The organism is Pseudomonas sp. PGPR40, assembly GCF_022014505.1.
Lineage (GTDB): Bacteria > Pseudomonadota > Gammaproteobacteria > Pseudomonadales > Pseudomonadaceae > Aquipseudomonas.
Genome location: NZ_JAKLSP010000020.1, coordinates 51,635 through 67,294, shown reverse-complemented (window position 1 = coordinate 67,294; position 15,660 = coordinate 51,635). Strand labels below are relative to the sequence as shown.

12 protein-coding genes are annotated in these 15,660 nt (G+C 61.1%); 8 read left to right on the top strand and 4 right to left on the bottom strand.

The features are described 5' to 3' along the window. The 3 genes from MEB48_RS18000 to MEB48_RS17990 all read left to right on the top strand — a co-directional run bounded on the left by MEB48_RS18000 (window position 1) and on the right by MEB48_RS17990 (window position 2,718). Complete coding sequence (locus MEB48_RS18000) at window positions 1-1,266, top strand: ABC transporter permease (RefSeq protein ID WP_237885357.1); 1,266 nt, start codon at window positions 1-3, stop codon at window positions 1,264-1,266. Between the two features lie 11 nt (window positions 1,267-1,277). Further along, on the top strand, window positions 1,278-1,796 hold the full coding sequence (locus tag MEB48_RS17995; RefSeq protein WP_237885356.1) for a DUF3299 domain-containing protein: 519 nt from the start codon (window positions 1,278-1,280) through the stop codon (window positions 1,794-1,796). A gap of 223 nt (window positions 1,797-2,019) precedes the next feature. Further along, a complete protein-coding gene (locus MEB48_RS17990) occupies window positions 2,020-2,718 on the top strand; it encodes an OmpW/AlkL family protein (RefSeq protein ID WP_095054577.1) in 699 nt (232 codons plus the stop codon). Window positions 2,719-2,867: 149 nt separating this feature from the next. Here MEB48_RS17990 and MEB48_RS17985 read toward each other — a convergent pair whose 3' ends face one another. Next, window positions 2,868-3,797 (bottom strand): NAD-dependent epimerase/dehydratase family protein, encoded by a 930-nt coding sequence (locus MEB48_RS17985; protein WP_237885355.1) that lies wholly within the window; start codon window positions 3,795-3,797, stop codon window positions 2,868-2,870. Then, window positions 3,790-4,674, bottom strand: coding sequence for a sugar nucleotide-binding protein (locus MEB48_RS17980; RefSeq protein WP_237885354.1), 885 nt, complete (start codon window positions 4,672-4,674; stop codon window positions 3,790-3,792). Before MEB48_RS17980 ends, MEB48_RS17985 begins: the two co-directional genes overlap by 8 nt. Window positions 4,675-4,985: 311 nt before the next feature. On the opposite strand from MEB48_RS17980, the gene MEB48_RS17975 reads away from it, so the two are divergent. The 5 genes from MEB48_RS17975 (at window position 4,986) to MEB48_RS17955 (ending at window position 13,500) form a co-directional block, all read left to right on the top strand. Next, window positions 4,986-9,311 carry a DEAD/DEAH box helicase gene (locus MEB48_RS17975; RefSeq protein ID WP_237885353.1) on the top strand — a complete coding sequence of 1,442 codons (4,326 nt, stop codon included), beginning with the start codon at window positions 4,986-4,988 and terminating at the stop codon, window positions 9,309-9,311. A 202-nt stretch (window positions 9,312-9,513) separates the two neighbouring features. Further along, complete coding sequence (locus MEB48_RS17970; RefSeq protein ID WP_237885352.1) at window positions 9,514-10,440, top strand: DUF72 domain-containing protein; 927 nt, start codon at window positions 9,514-9,516, stop codon at window positions 10,438-10,440. Then, entirely contained in the window at window positions 10,437-11,234 is a 798-nt protein-coding gene (locus MEB48_RS17965; RefSeq protein ID WP_237885351.1) for an endonuclease/exonuclease/phosphatase family protein, read from the top strand. The genes MEB48_RS17970 and MEB48_RS17965 overlap by 4 nt, the downstream gene beginning before the upstream one ends. Beyond that, window positions 11,231-12,517 carry a cardiolipin synthase ClsB gene (gene clsB / locus MEB48_RS17960; protein ID WP_237885350.1) on the top strand — a complete coding sequence of 429 codons (1,287 nt, stop codon included), beginning with the start codon at window positions 11,231-11,233 and terminating at the stop codon, window positions 12,515-12,517. Before MEB48_RS17965 ends, clsB begins: the two co-directional genes overlap by 4 nt. Beyond that, window positions 12,514-13,500: a lysylphosphatidylglycerol synthase domain-containing protein gene (locus tag MEB48_RS17955; protein WP_237885349.1), complete on the top strand. Its 987-nt coding sequence runs from the start codon at window positions 12,514-12,516 to the stop codon at window positions 13,498-13,500. Before clsB ends, MEB48_RS17955 begins: the two co-directional genes overlap by 4 nt. 128 nt (window positions 13,501-13,628) lie before the next feature. Here MEB48_RS17955 and MEB48_RS17950 read toward each other — a convergent pair whose 3' ends face one another. Next, window positions 13,629-14,387, bottom strand: coding sequence for an alpha/beta hydrolase family protein (locus MEB48_RS17950; protein WP_237885348.1), 759 nt, complete (start codon window positions 14,385-14,387; stop codon window positions 13,629-13,631). Continuing rightward, complete coding sequence (locus tag MEB48_RS17945; RefSeq protein WP_237885347.1) at window positions 14,377-15,486, bottom strand: DUF3182 family protein; 1,110 nt, start codon at window positions 15,484-15,486, stop codon at window positions 14,377-14,379. The genes MEB48_RS17950 and MEB48_RS17945 overlap by 11 nt, the downstream gene beginning before the upstream one ends. Window positions 15,487-15,660 lie beyond the last annotated feature (174 nt).

Here is a 15,660-nt window from a genome sequence, read left to right as displayed (position 1 = left end):
ATGTATTTGTTTCGTCTAGCCATGGCCAGCCTGGCTAACCGTCGCTTCACCGCGATCCTCACCGCGTTCGCCATCGCCTTGTCGGTCTGCCTGCTGCTGGCGGTGGAGCGGGTGCGCACCGAGGCCAAGGCCAGTTTCGCCAGCACCATCAGCGGCACCGACCTGATCGTCGGCGCGCGCTCCGGCTCGGTGAACCTGCTGTTGTATTCGGTGTTCCGTATCGGCAACGCCACCAACAACATCCGCTGGGACAGCTTTGAACATTTCGCCAACAACCCGAAAGTGAAGTGGGCGATCCCGATGTCCCTCGGCGATTCCCATCGCGGTTATCGGGTGATGGGCACCACCGAGGCGTACTTCGAGCATTACCAGTACGGCCATCAACAACACCTCGAACTGGCCGATGGCCGCGCCTTCGCCAGCGATCCATTCGAAGTGGTGCTCGGCGCCGAAGTGGCCGATGCACTGCACTACAAACTCGGCGATAAACTGGTGCTGGCCCATGGCGTGGCGGTGATCAGCCTGGTCAAGCACGACGATAAACCGTTCACCGTGATCGGCATTCTCAAACGCACCGGCACCCCGGTGGACCGCACGCTGCACATCAGCCTCGGCGGCATGGAAGCCATCCACGTCGACTGGCACAACGGCGTGCCGGCCCAGGGCAAAGGCCGGATCAGTGCCGACCAGGCACGCAACATGGACCTGACGCCGCAAGCGATCACTGCGTTCATGCTCGGTCTCAACAGCAAGATTTCGACGTTTGCGCTGCAACGGGAGATCAATGAATTCCGTGGCGAACCGATGCTGGCGATCCTGCCGGGTGTGGCATTGCAAGAGTTGTGGAGTTTGATGAGCACGGCGGAAAAAGCCTTGTTCGTCGTCTCGCTGTTCGTGGTGCTGACCGGGTTGATCGGCATGCTCACGGCGATTCTCACCAGCCTCAATGAGCGACGCCGCGAGATGGCGATCCTGCGCTCGGTCGGTGCTCGGCCGTGGCACATCGCGACATTACTGGTACTGGAAGCATTCGCCCTGGCGTTGTCCGGAGTGATTGCCGGTATGGCGCTGCTGTATGTGGGCATCGCCGTGGCGCAGGGTTATGTGCAGTCGAATTACGGCTTGTACCTGCCGCTGGCCTGGCCGAGCGAATATGAATGGACGCTGCTCGGTGGCATCCTGATCGCCGCGCTGCTGATGGGCAGCGTGCCGGCCTGGCGCGCATATCGCCAATCCTTGGCCGATGGCCTGTCGATCCGACTATGAGGACATTAATGATGCCCCGCGCTCTGCTTGCGCTGTTGATGCTGGTTGCCCTTCCGCTGTGGGCGGCCGAGCCGAAAGACCTGACCTGGTCGGAAATGATCCCGCCGCATGCGGCGCCAGAAGTGCCGAACATGACGCCGCTGCATGACCTGTCGAAGATGAGCGACGCGTTGTCTGCAGAATCGGCTCCAGCGGCCAAGCAGGACATGCCCAACGCCCCGGTGGTGAAGAGCCTCGACGGCAAGAATATTCGTTTGCCGGGGTACATCGTGCCGCTGGAAGTCAGTGAAGAAGGCCGCACCACGGAGTTTCTGCTGGTGCCGTATTTCGGCGCCTGCATCCACGTACCACCTCCTCCGTCGAACCAGATCGTTCATGTCAAAAGCGAAGTCGGCGTGAAGCTTGATGAGCTGTATCAACCGTACTGGATCGAAGGTGCGTTGCAGGTCAAAGCGTCCACCAGCGAGTTGGCGGATGCCGGGTATCAGATGGAGGCGGACAAGATTTATGTGTATGAATTGCCGGAGTGAATCCGGTGGTTTTGTGTTGATCGTGAGGACGCCTTCGCGGGCAAGCCTCGCTCCTACAAGGAGACCACCAATCCCGTAGGAGCGAGGCTTGCCCGCGATGAGGCCATCAAAAGTTCCGCAAAAATCGGGGCCATCACTGTTTCATTGAGCTGAATCAAAAGACCGTATCAGTTGGATCCCTACCATTGGACATCGAACATTTTTAACGTCCTTTGGAGCCCCCATGCACAAGTCCAAGCTCTGCGCTTCGCTGTTCGCCCTCGCGCTCGCAGCCCCGCTCGTCCATGCTCACACCGCCGGTGACATCATCGTTCGGGCCGGTGCGATCACCGTCAACCCGGAAGCCGACAGCTCCAGCGTCAAGGTCGATCAAGGTCCGCTGAAGGGCGCCGATCTGGGTGGCAAGGCCACCATGAGCAGCGACACGCAATTGGGCCTGAACTTCGCTTACATGATCACCAACCATCTGGGGATCGAACTGCTCGCAGCCTCGCCGTTCGAGCATGACGTGAAACTCAAAGGCACCGCCCTCGGCGCCGCCAACGGCAAACTCGGCACCCTCAAACACCTGCCGCCAACCCTGAGCCTGGTCTACTACCCGCTGGACGCCAAATCCGCGTTCCAACCGTATATTGGTGGCGGTATCAACTACACCTGGATCTACGACGAGCACGTCAGCAGCGAAGCCAGCGCCAACGGCTTCAGCAACTTCAAGACAGAAAACTCCTGGGGCCTGGCTTGGCAGGTCGGCGCCGATTACATGCTGACCGACAATGTGATGATCAACGCCCAAGTGCGTTACATCGACATCGACACCACCGCGACCGTGGAAAACAATGCCGTCGCGCCGGGCACCCGTGCCAAGGTCGACGTTGATGTGGACCCGTTCATTTACATGGTTGGTCTGGGTTACAAGTTCTAAACCCGTTGCAAAAAAAGGCGCCTCGACAGGCGCCTTTTTCATTGATCGTTCCCACGCGCAGCAAAGGAATGCCTCACCGGACGTTCCGCGTCCGCTCTTGGGACGCGGAGCGTCCCTGGCTGCATTCCCACGCGGAGCATGGGAACGATCTATCGTCCCAACAACCGCGCCAGGCCGACACTCATCGGTGTCTGCTGCGGGCAGGTAAACCGTTCCAGCAAACGTCGGTTGTTCGCGCGTGAATGACGGATGTCACCGGAACGCGCCGGGCCATAACTCACCGGCGGTAGCTTGCTCACCACTGCTTCAAGGGCTTCAAGCATTTGCTTGAGGCTCGTAGCCTGATTCCAGCCGACATTCACCGGGCCGACCTCGACCTGCGGTTTCTCGATGGCTTGCACCAGCACGTCGACCAGGTCCTCGACATAGACAAAATCGCGAGTCTGCTCGCCATCGCCGAACACGGTGATCGGCAAGCCTTTTTGCGCGCGTTCGCTGAAAATGCTGATCACCCCGGAGTAGGGCGAGGACGGATCCTGGCGCGGGCCGAAGATGTTGAAGAAGCGGAAAATCACCGGTTCCAGATCATGCTGGCGACGATAGAAATCGAAGTAATGCTCGCTCGCCAACTTGTCCGCTGCATACGGCGTCAACGGTGCCTTGGGCGTGTCTTCGTCGATCGATTCGCCTTCTCCGTTGTTGCCATAGACCGCTGCGCTGGACGCGTACAACACCCGCTTGACGCCGGTCTGACGCATGGCTTCGCAGACATTCAGCGAGCCGATGAAATTGCTCTGATGGGTTTTTACCGGATCATCCACCGAAGCCTGCACCGAGGCCACAGCGGCCAGGTGCGCCACCGCGCTGCAACCGACCATTGCCTGCGCCACCAGCGCCGCATCGGCAACGTCGCCCACGATCAGTTCGACAAGGGGGTTGTCCAGCGGCAGGTTGCTGCGTTTGCCGGTAGAGAGGTCATCGAGAATGCGCACCGAATGCCCTTTGGCAAGCAAGGCGTCGGTCAGGTGCGAACCGATGAAACCGGCGCCGCCGGTGATTAAAACAGGGCCGTTAGCCATGGCGATAAAACCTATCCAGTAAGCCCGGGAGTGCCGCGCGCCAGGCGCGAGGCTTGATCCCGAAAGTGTGCAGAATTTTCTTGCAGGCCAGCACCGCGTGTTGCGGCTCTTCGGCGGCGTCGGGCCGCGCGGCGTGAGCCTGGGCGGTCGGCGTTTCAATGGCCAGCGGATGCAGAGCGCGTGCTTCGGTAAGAATAGCCTGCCCCAGTGCCAGCGGCGTGGTCGCCTCATGCCCGGCGTAGTGGTAAGTGCCCCACAGCGGGGCCGCACAATCGAGTTGCTTGAGCACCGAAATGATCACCCGGGCGGCATCGTCCACCGGCGTCGGATTACCGCGACGATCATCGGCCATCAGCAGTTCTTCAGCTTTCTCGGCCCGGGCCAGGAATCGCCCGAGGGTGCCGTCGGGGCTGTCATCGAGCAGCCAGCCGAAACGCAGCAACACGTGCTGCGGGCAGGTGGCGCGTACGCTTTGCTCGATTCGCCACAAGGCCTGACCGCGCAAGCCCAGCGGTACCGGTTCGTCTTTTTCGCTGTAGGCGGTCGCCCGGGAGCCATCAAACACGCGATAACTCGACGGTTGCAGCAGCACGATATTGTGATGCTGGCACAACTCGGCCAGCCGCTCGATGGCGCGTTCCTGCCCGGCCAGACGCTGTTCGCTGACGGTCTCCGCCTGGAACCAGTCGAAGTAATAGGCGAGATTGATCAACGCATCCGGACGGGTATCGTCGAGCAGTTGCGTCAGGCTCGCGGCGTCCCAGCCGTCTTGCGGGGGGCGGGGGGCGAGGAAACCGATGTCTTCCTCCGCACCGAGGCGAATCAGCGCCTGCCCAAGGGCATTTCCGCCGCCCAGTAACATAAGGCGCATTCGCATAGAGTCAGCAGGCCCAGTCTGATTGGAACGATGGCTTTATCGACAGCACCCGCAGGCGATGTCTTCAATAATTGCCGGAATCGTTGCATTTTGCGGGTTTAGTGCGCAACCGTCATCCGTAAAGTGTAGATCCCGGGGATTTGTGGTGCTGCTACTGGCCCCTTCGCGGGCAAGCCTCGCTCCTACACGGAATATGTGTGATCGCGATAAAACCTGTAGGAGCGAGGCTTGCCCGCGAAGAGGCCCTCAGCACCGACACAGGTCCTGAGCGGTACTTGCAACTTCCCGCCCCCACCCGCATAAATGACTCCATGAATCTGCCTATCCCCACGGATGCTGCCCTGGCAGGCTTTCACCCCGCCGTCAGCGCCTGGTTCAGCAATACCTTCCCAGCGGCCACCGCCGCCCAGGCCCGGGCGTGGCCATTGATCCGCCAGCGCCGTTCGACCCTGATCGCCGCGCCCACCGGCTCCGGCAAGACCCTCACCGCATTTCTGGCGGTGCTCGACGATCTGGTCCATCGTGGCCTGGAAAGCCCGGACGGCCTGCCGGATGAAACCCTGGTGGTCTACGTTTCGCCGCTCAAGGCGTTGTCCAACGACATCCGGATCAACCTGCAAAACCCACTGGCCGGCATCACCGAACAATTGCGGGTGATGGGCCTGCCCGACGTGCCGATCAGCACCGCCGTGCGCACCGGCGATACGCCGCAAAAAGACCGCTCGGCCATGCGCAAAACCGCGCCGCACATTCTGGTGACCACCCCGGAATCCCTTTACGTGCTGCTCGGCTCCGACTCCGGCCGGCAAATGCTCGGCACCACGCAAACGGTGATCGTCGACGAAATCCACGCCATTGCCGCCAGCAAACGCGGCAGTCATCTGGCCCTGAGCCTGGAGCGCCTGCAATCGCTTTGCTCGCAACCGCTGGTGCGTATCGGCCTGTCCGCCACGCAAAAACCCATCGAAACGGTGTCGCGCTTTTTGGTCGGCCGTGATCGCGACTGCGACATCATCGACATCGGCCACGCCCGCCCACGGGATCTCGATATCGAGGTGCCACCCGTGCCGTTGTCGGCGGTAATGGCCAACGACGTCTGGGAACTGGTCTATGACCGCCTCGCCGTCCTCGCCCGTGAACACCGGACCACGCTGATTTTCGTCAACACCCGGCGCCTGGCCGAACGCCTGAGCCGACACTTGAGCGAACGCCTCGGCAAGGACGCGGTGGCGGCCCACCATGGCAGCCTCGCCAAAGAGTTTCGCCTGGATGCCGAGCAACGGCTCAAGCGCGGCGAGTTGCAAGTGCTGATCGCCACTGCTTCGCTGGAATTGGGCATCGATATCGGCGACGTCGACCTGGTGTGCCAGATCGCTTCGCCGCGTTCAATTGCCGGGTTTCTGCAACGGGTTGGCCGCTCCGGACATCAGGTCGGCGGTACACCCAAGGGCCGGTTATTCGCCACTACCCGCGACGACCTGATCGAATGTGCCGCCCTGCTCGATTGCGTCCGCCGTGGTGAGCTCGACACGTTGCAGATCCCGGAAGCGCCGCTGGACGTGCTGGCCCAGCAGATCGTCGCCGAGGTCAGCTGCCAGGAATGGCAAGAGCAGGCGTTGCTGGAGATGCTGCGCAACGCCTCGCCTTACACCACACTCGACGAAAAGCACTATCAGGCACTGCTGCAAATGCTCGCCGAGGGTTACAGCGGTCGCCTGGGTATTCGTAGCGCTTACCTGCATCGGGACGCCGTAAGCCGCACCCTGCGCGGCCGTCGCGGCGCCAAGCTGACCGCCGTGACCAGCGGCGGGACGATTCCGGACAACGCCGACTACAGCGTTTTGCTGGAGCCTCAAGGGCTGAACATCGGCAGCGTCAACGAAGACTTCGCGGTGGAAAGCATCGCCGGGGATATCTTTCAGCTGGGCAATACGTCGTATCGAATCCTGCGGGTTGAAACCGGCAAAGTCCGGGTCGAAGACGCTCAGGGCCAACCGCCGACCATTCCATTCTGGCTCGGTGAAGCACCGGGTCGCAGCGATGAACTGTCGTTCGCCGTGGCCCGCCTGCAAGCGCAACTCGATGAGCGCCTCGGCGCCACCCCCGGCAACTTGCAGCCAGCCGTCGACTGGCTGACCGACGTACTCGGCTTGAACCTCGCCAGTGCCGAACAACTGGTGGATTACCTGGCCCGGGCACGGCAGACCCTCGGTGCCTTGCCGTCGCAAGATACGCTGCTGATGGAGCGGTTTTTCGACGAGTCCGGCGGTACGCAACTGATCATTCATTCGCCGTTCGGCAGCCGCATCAACCGCGCCTGGGGCCTGGCCCTGCGCAAGCGTTTCTGCCGCACCTTCAACTTCGAATTGCAGGCCGCCGCCAGCGAGGACGCCATCGTGCTGTCGCTGTCCACCGGTCACAGCTTCGAGCTGGAGGACGTCTGGCGCTACCTGCACAGCAACAGCGCCGAACATATCCTGATTCAAGCAGTGCTCGAAGCCCCATTGTTCGGCGTGCGCTGGCGCTGGAACGCCGGGGTCGCTTTGGCGCTGCCGCGCTACAGCGGTGGGCGCAAAGTACCGCCGCAGATCCAGCGGATGAAAAGTGAAGACCTGATCGCCAGCGTGTTTCCCGATCAGATCGCCTGCGTGGAAAACCTCGCCGGCGAACGCGAAATTCCCGACCATCCCTTGGTAGAACAAACCCTCGACGATTGCCTGCATGAGGCCATGGACTGCGAAGGCTGGCTGGCATTGTTGCGGCGCATGGAACAGGGCGACATCCGCCTGATCAGCCGCGACTTGCCAGCGCCCTCGCCGCTGGCGGCGGAGATTCTCAGCGCCCGCCCCTACACCTTTCTCGACGACGCGCCGCTGGAAGAGCGCCGCACTCAGGCCGTGCTCAACCGCCGCTGGAGTGATCCGCAATCCACCGACGACCTCGGTGCGCTGGACGCCGAGGCGATTACCGCGGTGCGTGATGAAGCCTGGCCAACGCCCACCGGCATCGATGAAATGCATGAAGCCTTGATGAGCCTGGCGTGCATCGCCGACGCCGAGGCTCTGGCCAACCCGAATTGGCTCGATTGGCTGAACACCTTGGCCGACAGTGGTCGCGCCAGCCGTTTGCAGATCAACGCCGAGCAATCGTTATGGTTGGCGCTGGAACGACTGAGCTGTCTGTGGGCGATTTATCCACAAGCCACATTGGTTCCACCGCTGGAGGCATTGCCCGGTTTCGATGAAACCTGGGAGCCGGACGAAGCGGTGCTGGAAGTGATTCGCGCGCGGCTCAGCGCGTTTGGTCCGTTGCCGCTGAAGACGATTGCCGGACCGCTTGGATTACCGGCGATTCAAGTCACTCAGGCTTTGGCGCAACTGGAGCGCGAAGGCTATGTACTGCGCGGGCAATTCACCCCGGGCGCCGGTGAAGAAGAATGGTGTGAACGGCATCTGCTGGCGCGGATTCATCGCTACACGGTCAAACGGCTGCGACGGGAAATCGAACCAGTGGCGTTGCAGGATTTCATGCGTTTTCTGTTTGACTGGCAACACTTGTCCGCCGCGAGCCAAGGCCAGGGCAGCGCGGTGTTGCCGGCGATCATCAGCCAGTTCGAAGGCTACCCCGCCGCCGCTTCGGCGTGGGACAGCGACATTTTGCCGGCGCGGCTCAAAGACTATTCCGCGAGTTGGCTGGATGATTTGTGCCGCAGCGGCAAACTGGTCTGGACCCGCCTGACAACGCGCAACAAGAGCGCCAGCACCGCATTACGCAGCACGCCGATTCTGCTCCTGCCGCGCAGTCAGGTCGGATTGTGGAGTGGCTTGACCGAGCAGACACCGGTCAGCGAACTGTCACCCAAAACACAAAAAGTCCATGAAGCGCTCAGTCAGCACGGCGCACTGTTTTTCGATGAGCTGATTCATGAAGCTCATCTGCTGCGCTCGGAACTGGAAATCGCCTTGCAGGAACTGGTCGGTGCCGGGCTGGTAAACGCCGACAGCTTCGCCGGCCTGCGCGCGCTGATCACCCCGACCAGCAAACGCCAGAATCGCAGCAGCCGTCGCGGGCGCGGGGCGTTTGTCGGCGGGATGGACGATGCCGGACGCTGGGCGTTGCTGCGACGCGGTGCGGCCGCGCCGGTTGTGGATAAGCAACGTTCGGCGCCCACACCCACAGAAACCCTGGAACACATCGCCATGACCTTGCTGCGCCGTTACGGCGTGGTGTTCTGGCGCTTGCTGGAGCGTGAGGCGGACTGGTTGCCGAGTTGGCGTGAATTGCTGCGCACGTTCCATCGGCTCGAGGCCCGGGGAGAGATTCGTGGCGGGCGGTTTGTCAGTGGCCTGGCGGGGGAGCAATTTGCGCTGCCCGAGGCGATCCCCTTGCTGCGCGAAGTCAGGCGACGACCGCACGATGGGAGTTTGATCGCAGTGTGCGGGGTAGATCCGCTGAACCTTGCCGGCACCCTGTTGCCGGGCGCGAAAGTGCCGGCGCTGGCGAGTAATCGACTGGTGTATCGCGATGGTCTACCAGCCGCCGCCGAAATTGCCGGCAAGCAGCAGTTCTGGCTGGAACTGGATCAGCAGGCCAGTGCCGAACTACGCAATAAGCTGACTCGCCATAGCTCCCTGTAGGAGCGAGGCTTGCCCGCGAAGGGAGCGCTGCGGTGTATCGGTAGCACCGCGTCATCGTTCTTCGCGGGCAAGCCTCGCTCCTACAGGGAATTATGGCGATTTTCTTGTTTTTACCATCCGTAGCCCCGTCGAAACTTTCTCGCACACCCGGCAGTCATCAAAAGACAGAGGCTGTCCGAGGGCTACATAGACGGGAGGCGACATGGCGGCGATTCATATCGGTATTTCAGGCTGGCGCTACACGCCTTGGCGGGGGGAGTTCTACCCGAAAGGGCTGACCCAGAAGCGCGAATTGCAATTCGCTTCACGGGCAGTAAACAGCATCGAAATCAATGGATCGTTTTACGCCCTGCAACGGCCAGAACGTTACGCCCAGTGGTACGCCGAAACCCCGGCGGGCTTCGTGTTCAGCGTCAAGGCGCCGCGTTTTATTACCCACATCAAGCGCCTGCGGGACATCCATAAACCCTTGGCGAATTTCTTCGCCTCCGGGGTGCTGGAACTCAAGGAGAAACTCGGCCCGATCCTCTGGCAGTTTCCACCCAACTTCAAATTCGACCCGGAGTTGTTCGAAAGTTTTCTCGAACAATTGCCCCACGACACGGAACAGGCCGCCGCCCTCGCCCGCCAGCATGAACCGCGCTTGAACGGTCACGCCAGCATGAAGGCCTACGGCAAGAAACCGCTGCGTCATGCCGTGGAAATTCGCCACGAGAGCTTTGTCGATCCCGCCTTTGTCCGCCTGCTCAAACGCTACAACACTGCGCTGGTCATTGCCGACACCGCGGGCAAATGGCCGTATCGCGAAGACCTCACCAGCGATTTCGTCTACCTGCGCCTGCACGGCGCCGAAGAACTCTACGCCAGCGGTTACACCCCCCAAGCGCTGAAACGCTGGGGCGACCGGATCGAGGCCTGGTATCACGGACAGCAACCAAAGGATCCGGAATTGATCGCGCCTCGGCAAAAACCCAAGACCCGCAAATCCCGGGAAGTATTCTGCTATTTCGACAACGACATCAAAGTCCGTGCGCCCTTCGATGCCCGCCGCTTGCTTGAGCGTTTCCATCTCGACAAAGACCTCGTCACCGCTCCCGGCGAGCCGGTTGCCGAAGGGGTACTGCCATGAGCATTCCCGAACCTGTCGGTACGACGGATGAACAACAGCCAATTATCAGCTCGGTGAGCCGCTTCACCGTGCTGACGGTCAACACCCACAAGGGTTTCACCGCGCTCAACCGGCGCTTCATCCTGCCCGAGTTGCGTGAGGCGGTGCGCACGGTGTCCGCCGACGTGGTGTTTCTGCAGGAGGTCCATGGCACCCACGAGCATCACCCCCGGCGCTACAACAATTGGCCAGCGATGCCCCAGTACGAATTTCTGGCCGATACCCTGTGGCCGCAATTTGCCTACGGGCGCAACGCGGTTTATCCGGCGGGCGATCACGGCAATGCACTGTTGTCGAAATTCCAGATCATTCGTCACGATAACCTCGACGTTTCCATCAGCGGCCATGAGAACCGTGGAATCCTGCATTGCGTGCTGCGCATGCCCGGTGATGGCCGGGAGGTGCATGCCATTTGCGTCCATCTCGGACTGCTCGAAAGTCACCGGTTGGCACAACTCAAACTGCTGACCCAGCGCATGGAAGAGTTGCCGCTGGATGCCCCGGTGGTGATCGCCGGCGACTTCAACGACTGGCGCCTGCGCGCCGATGCGCTGCTCAAGCCCTGCGGTTTGCGTGAGGTGTTCGCCGAGCTGCATGGCAAACCGGCGCGCAGTTTCCCGGCGCGTCTGCCAGCGTTGCGCCTGGACCGCATCTACGTGCGCAACCTTAAGGCCAGCCATCCGCAAGTACTCGCGGCACGGCCTTGGTCACACCTTTCCGACCATGCACCGCTATCGGTGGAGATCGAGCTATGACCGGCCCATTGATGGAAAAAACCACGATCGAACAGGTCTCCGCACCGCCGCCCGTGCGCAAGCCGGCGGTGACTGACGTCGTATACGGTTGGCACGGTAACAACCGGGTCCAATTGCTGGAGAACGGCGAGGAATACTTTCCACGGGTGTTTGAAGCGCTGCGCCAGGCCCAGAGTGAAATCCTGCTGGAGACCTTCATTGTGTTCGAGGACAAGGTCGGAAACGAACTTCAACAGATCCTGATTGAAGCGGCTCAACGCGGTGTGCGCATCACCGTCAACCTCGACGGGTTTGGCTGTGGTGAACTGAGTACGGAGTTCCTCGCCGCCCTGAGCAATGCCGGTGTGCGCCTGCAGATATTCGACCCCGCCCCGCGTCATCTGGGCATCCGCACCAACTGGTTCCGCCGTCTGCACCGCAAGATTGTGGTGGTCGACGGCACGATTGCGTTCCTCGGCGGAATCAACTTTTCCGCCGACCATTTGGCCGACTTCGGCCCGGAGGCCAAACAGGATTATTCGGTTGAAGTGCAAGGTCCGGCGGTGGCCGATATTCATCATTTTGCCTTGCTGCAAAGCGGTCGCCCGGCCCGGGCCAAATATTGGTGGCAACGCCGCAGACAGCGGCGCGCGGAACTGGCGGTCAGCGATCATGATGGTCAGGTACGGCTGGTGTATCGCGACAATGGCGAACATCAGGGCGATATCGAAGAGGTGTATTTGCGGGCAGTGCGCGGCGCCCGACATCGCGTGGTGATCGCCAACGCCTATTTCTTTCCAGGCTATCGGCTGCTGCGCGAGATCCGCAACGCGGCGCGGCGCGGCGTCGAGGTGCGCCTGATTCTTCAAGGGCAGCCGGATTTGCGGGTAGCCAGACTTGCCGCGCGCATGACCTACGATTATCTGCTGCGAGCCGGTGTAGCGATTTACGAATATTGCGACCGACCCCTGCATGGCAAAGTCGCCCTGGTCGACGAGGACTGGAGTACCGTCGGCTCAAGCAACCTCGATCCGCTGAGCCTGGCCCTGAACCTGGAAGCCAATGTGTTGATCCGCGACCGAGCCTTCAACCGCGACCTGTTCGAGCGTCTCGACGAATTGAGCAGCAATCACTGCCAGGTCATGTCGGCGAACAAGGCGCCTCGCGGGCGGATCTGGCACATGACCGTCGGCTTTCTGGTGTTTCACTTCCTGCGGCATTTCCCGGCGTGGGCCGGTTGGCTGCCGGCGCATAAACCGCGCCTGAAACCCTTCATCCATCCGACCGGGAGCGATAAGGCATGAGGCATTCTGATGCGCAGCCTGCCCCTCACTCCGACACGCCGCGAAAATCCCACTGGCACCGCTGGAAAAAGCCGCTGACGATGCTGTTTTTTCTGGCGCTGATCGTGCTGTTCACGATGCTTGCCCAGCGCATCGAGTGGGGCGAAGTGTTCGATACCCTCGCCGATTTCAAAGTGCGCACACTGATCCTCGCATTCGGGATAACCCTGATGAGTTTTCTGGTGTACGCCTGTTTCGACCTGATCGGTCGCACCTATATCCGACAGGACCTGACCTGGCGACAGATCCTGCCAGTGGGCGTCATCAGCTATGCCTTCAACCTTAACCTGAGCGCCTGGGTCGGCGGGGTCGCCATGCGTTATCGGCTGTATTCGCGGCTTGGCGTGAGCAAAAGCGGCATCGCGAAAATCCTCGGGCTGAGCCTGGCGACCAACTGGTTCGGCTACATGGTGATTGCCGGCACAGTGTTCAGCAGCGGACTGGTGCGAATGCCGCCGGGCTGGAAGTTGAGCAGCGATGCCCTGCAAGGCGTGGGCATGTTATTGCTGCTGCTGAGCGCGGGTTATCTGGCGGCCTGCCGGTTTTCCAGGCGACGGGAGTGGTCGATTCGCGGCGTGGAAATCAATCTGCCGTCGCTGCACATGGCCGTCCTGCAACTGGCCCTCGGCGCGCTGAACTGGTCGCTGATGGCGGCGGTGATCTTCACCCTGCTGCCAAGCAAGCTGGACTATCCGCTGGTGCTTGGCGTGTTGCTGATCAGCGCCTTTGCCGGGGTTATTACCCACATTCCGGCCGGGCTCGGCGTCTTGGAGGCGGTGTTCGTGGCGTTGCTGCAACATGAGGTCTCGCGGGGAAGCCTGGTGGCGGGGTTGCTCGCTTATCGGGCGATCTATTTCCTCTTGCCGCTGCTGATTACCGTGGTGATGTACCTGGTGGTGGAGGCCAAGGCGAGGTCGTTGCGGATCCAGAAGAAACCTTCTTGAGAGATTGGTTGAAACGGATGCCGCTTTCGCGAGCAAGCCCGCTCCCACATTGATAGCGCTTAGACAGGCAGTGCGGATCAAATGTGGGAGCGGGCTTGCTCGCGAATGATCGCAAGAACACTGCAAATCTAACTCGACTGAATAATGCTCAACCGCTCGCCCACCACCATTTCCGTGATCCAGCCCACCAGGATTGAGGTGTACGCCTGTTGCGAGACAGGCTCGCTCAAGGCGTGATCGGCACCGTCGATAATCCGGTGAGTCAGCGAGTGGGTCTGCTGACACGCGGCGCGGTAACTCATGATGGTCGCGTGGGGCACATAGGCATCGGTCTCGGACTCCACCAGCAACACATCCCCGGTAAATTGCGAACAGGCATGCAGCGCGCGATTGCTGTCGGCGCTGACCCGCGTGCTGCGATAATCGCGCAAATCGAGCTTGTCCAGCTCACGCTTGGGCGTGTGCCAAAAGTCGTCGCGATACAACGCTGGCACCCGCAATGCCAACCAGCGCACCGGGCGCAAGGAGGTCAGGATCGCCGCCAGATAACCCCCATAACTGGTACCGACCACGGCGATCGCTGAAGTGTCGAGCGCCGGGTGAGCGAGCAAGCGGTCGTAGGCTGCCAGCAGGTCGCGCAGATTGTCTTCGCGGGTTATCCGCGACAATGGAATACCGGTCCCGCCGGTATGGCCGCGCAAGTCGAACGTCAGGCACACGCAACCCAAACCGGCGATGCCCTTGGCGCGCTCCAGATCACGTTCCTGACTACCGCCCCAACCGTGGACGAAAAGCACACCCGGGACTTTCGATTTGGGACTGAGAAAGGTCCCGCTCATCTGTTCATCGTCGATGTCGATCGCAATGGTTTCGCTTCTAGCCGTCATAGGATTTGACCGTTACGTACTTGAGAAGAAAGTCACTGTGTTCCGCTGGTCCGCGATAAACCTCAATGGCGTTGGCCGGCAGCGGTCGGTCGGTATAGGTTTCGACCGACGACACGCGAATTGCGCGCAAGCCGGGGTTGTTGACGAAGCTCTGCAGCGCCGCGACTTCAGCACTGCTTGCACCGCCGATGCGCCAGGACTGTTCGAGCACGCCGCTGCGTTTTTTGCCATTGCAGTCCAGCCCCTGGGCGATGTCGTAGTTGCGTCGCGAGGCGTAGAAACCGGGGTAGGCTTCATCCGCTGCGCTGTCGAACACCTGCGCTTGCTGGATCGCCAGCCTTGTGTCATCCGGCAGTTCCAGCGCCAGCAGATCCTCGTAATAGCCCTGCACCACCAACAGGTTGGAGCCTCCATAAACCTGCTCGCCCTGACCGTCTTCGGTCAAGTATTGATCACCGCAATAACTCAGCACTTTGTCGCCGATGAAGCTTTGACCGATGCTATGGGTGACCACCTCGGTCAAGTCTTGTTCCAGCACCACACCTTCGGTGAACAACGTTTTGACCTCGGGACGAGCGAGGATGGCGTCGAACTGATCGAGGCTTTCGATCACTTCCTGACCGCGTCCGGCGCAGGCATGAATAGGCTTCATGCGGATCGGACCGCTGTAGAGCAGATGCTCCGCTGCCGGGCGAGCATCCTCCAGGGAGAACACGCTGAGGCCATCAAGCACGACACTGCGCACCCGTTCGGAAAACAACGGCACCCAACCTTCGGGTGCGAACGCATAGCGATTCAACAACCCATGGCTGATGGCTTTGGTGCAGATGAAATCGTGGTCGACGTAACCGCCCCACAAATCCTCCGGCCCTTTGACACCCAACTGCCGGGCGGCAGCAACGCCCACCAGCGTCTGAGTCGGCAACAGATAAACATCACGGCCGCTATGCAGGTCCACGTCATAACTGCCGCCGTATTCGAGCCCGACGACCTGCGCCAGCCAACGGGCCAGCGCGCGATTGGTTTCGACTTCGTGCAGCGAGGCGTCGGGGCGCACCGAATGGGCGAGCACCAGTTTCTTGCGGTTTGTTGGGGTCATGCGTTCCCCTTCAATCTGCGCTTGATGAATGTAGTTGAAGGGGTGCAGAGATCAGGCCAACAGCGGCTGGAGCAAAACGGGGTTCAAATCAGCCGGTTGCGAAATGCATGATGGCACCAAGCCTGTTTTATTCTGCACGACGCCTTCCAATACTTCCGGCATTTTGCACGACCA

What these genes read in the sequence shown, in the direction of transcription:
- MEB48_RS17955 (WP_237885349.1), top strand. Translation starts at nt 12,514, where the DNA reads ATGAGGCATTCTGATGCGCAGCCTGCCCCTCACTCCGACACGCCGCGA.
- MEB48_RS17970 (WP_237885352.1), top strand. Translation starts at nt 9,514, where the DNA reads ATGGCGGCGATTCATATCGGTATTTCAGGCTGGCGCTACACGCCTTGG.
- MEB48_RS17980 (WP_237885354.1), bottom strand. Translation starts at nt 4,674, where the DNA reads ATGCGAATGCGCCTTATGTTACTGGGCGGCGGAAATGCCCTTGGGCAG.
- MEB48_RS17965 (WP_237885351.1), top strand. Translation starts at nt 10,437, where the DNA reads ATGAGCATTCCCGAACCTGTCGGTACGACGGATGAACAACAGCCAATT.
- MEB48_RS18000 (WP_237885357.1), top strand. Translation starts at nt 1, where the DNA reads ATGTATTTGTTTCGTCTAGCCATGGCCAGCCTGGCTAACCGTCGCTTC.
- MEB48_RS17990 (WP_095054577.1), top strand. Translation starts at nt 2,020, where the DNA reads ATGCACAAGTCCAAGCTCTGCGCTTCGCTGTTCGCCCTCGCGCTCGCA.
- clsB (WP_237885350.1), top strand. Translation starts at nt 11,231, where the DNA reads ATGACCGGCCCATTGATGGAAAAAACCACGATCGAACAGGTCTCCGCA.
- MEB48_RS17950 (WP_237885348.1), bottom strand. Translation starts at nt 14,387, where the DNA reads ATGACGGCTAGAAGCGAAACCATTGCGATCGACATCGACGATGAACAG.
- MEB48_RS17975 (WP_237885353.1), top strand. Translation starts at nt 4,986, where the DNA reads ATGAATCTGCCTATCCCCACGGATGCTGCCCTGGCAGGCTTTCACCCC.
- MEB48_RS17985 (WP_237885355.1), bottom strand. Translation starts at nt 3,797, where the DNA reads ATGGCTAACGGCCCTGTTTTAATCACCGGCGGCGCCGGTTTCATCGGT.
- MEB48_RS17995 (WP_237885356.1), top strand. Translation starts at nt 1,278, where the DNA reads ATGCCCCGCGCTCTGCTTGCGCTGTTGATGCTGGTTGCCCTTCCGCTG.
- MEB48_RS17945 (WP_237885347.1), bottom strand. Translation starts at nt 15,486, where the DNA reads ATGACCCCAACAAACCGCAAGAAACTGGTGCTCGCCCATTCGGTGCGC.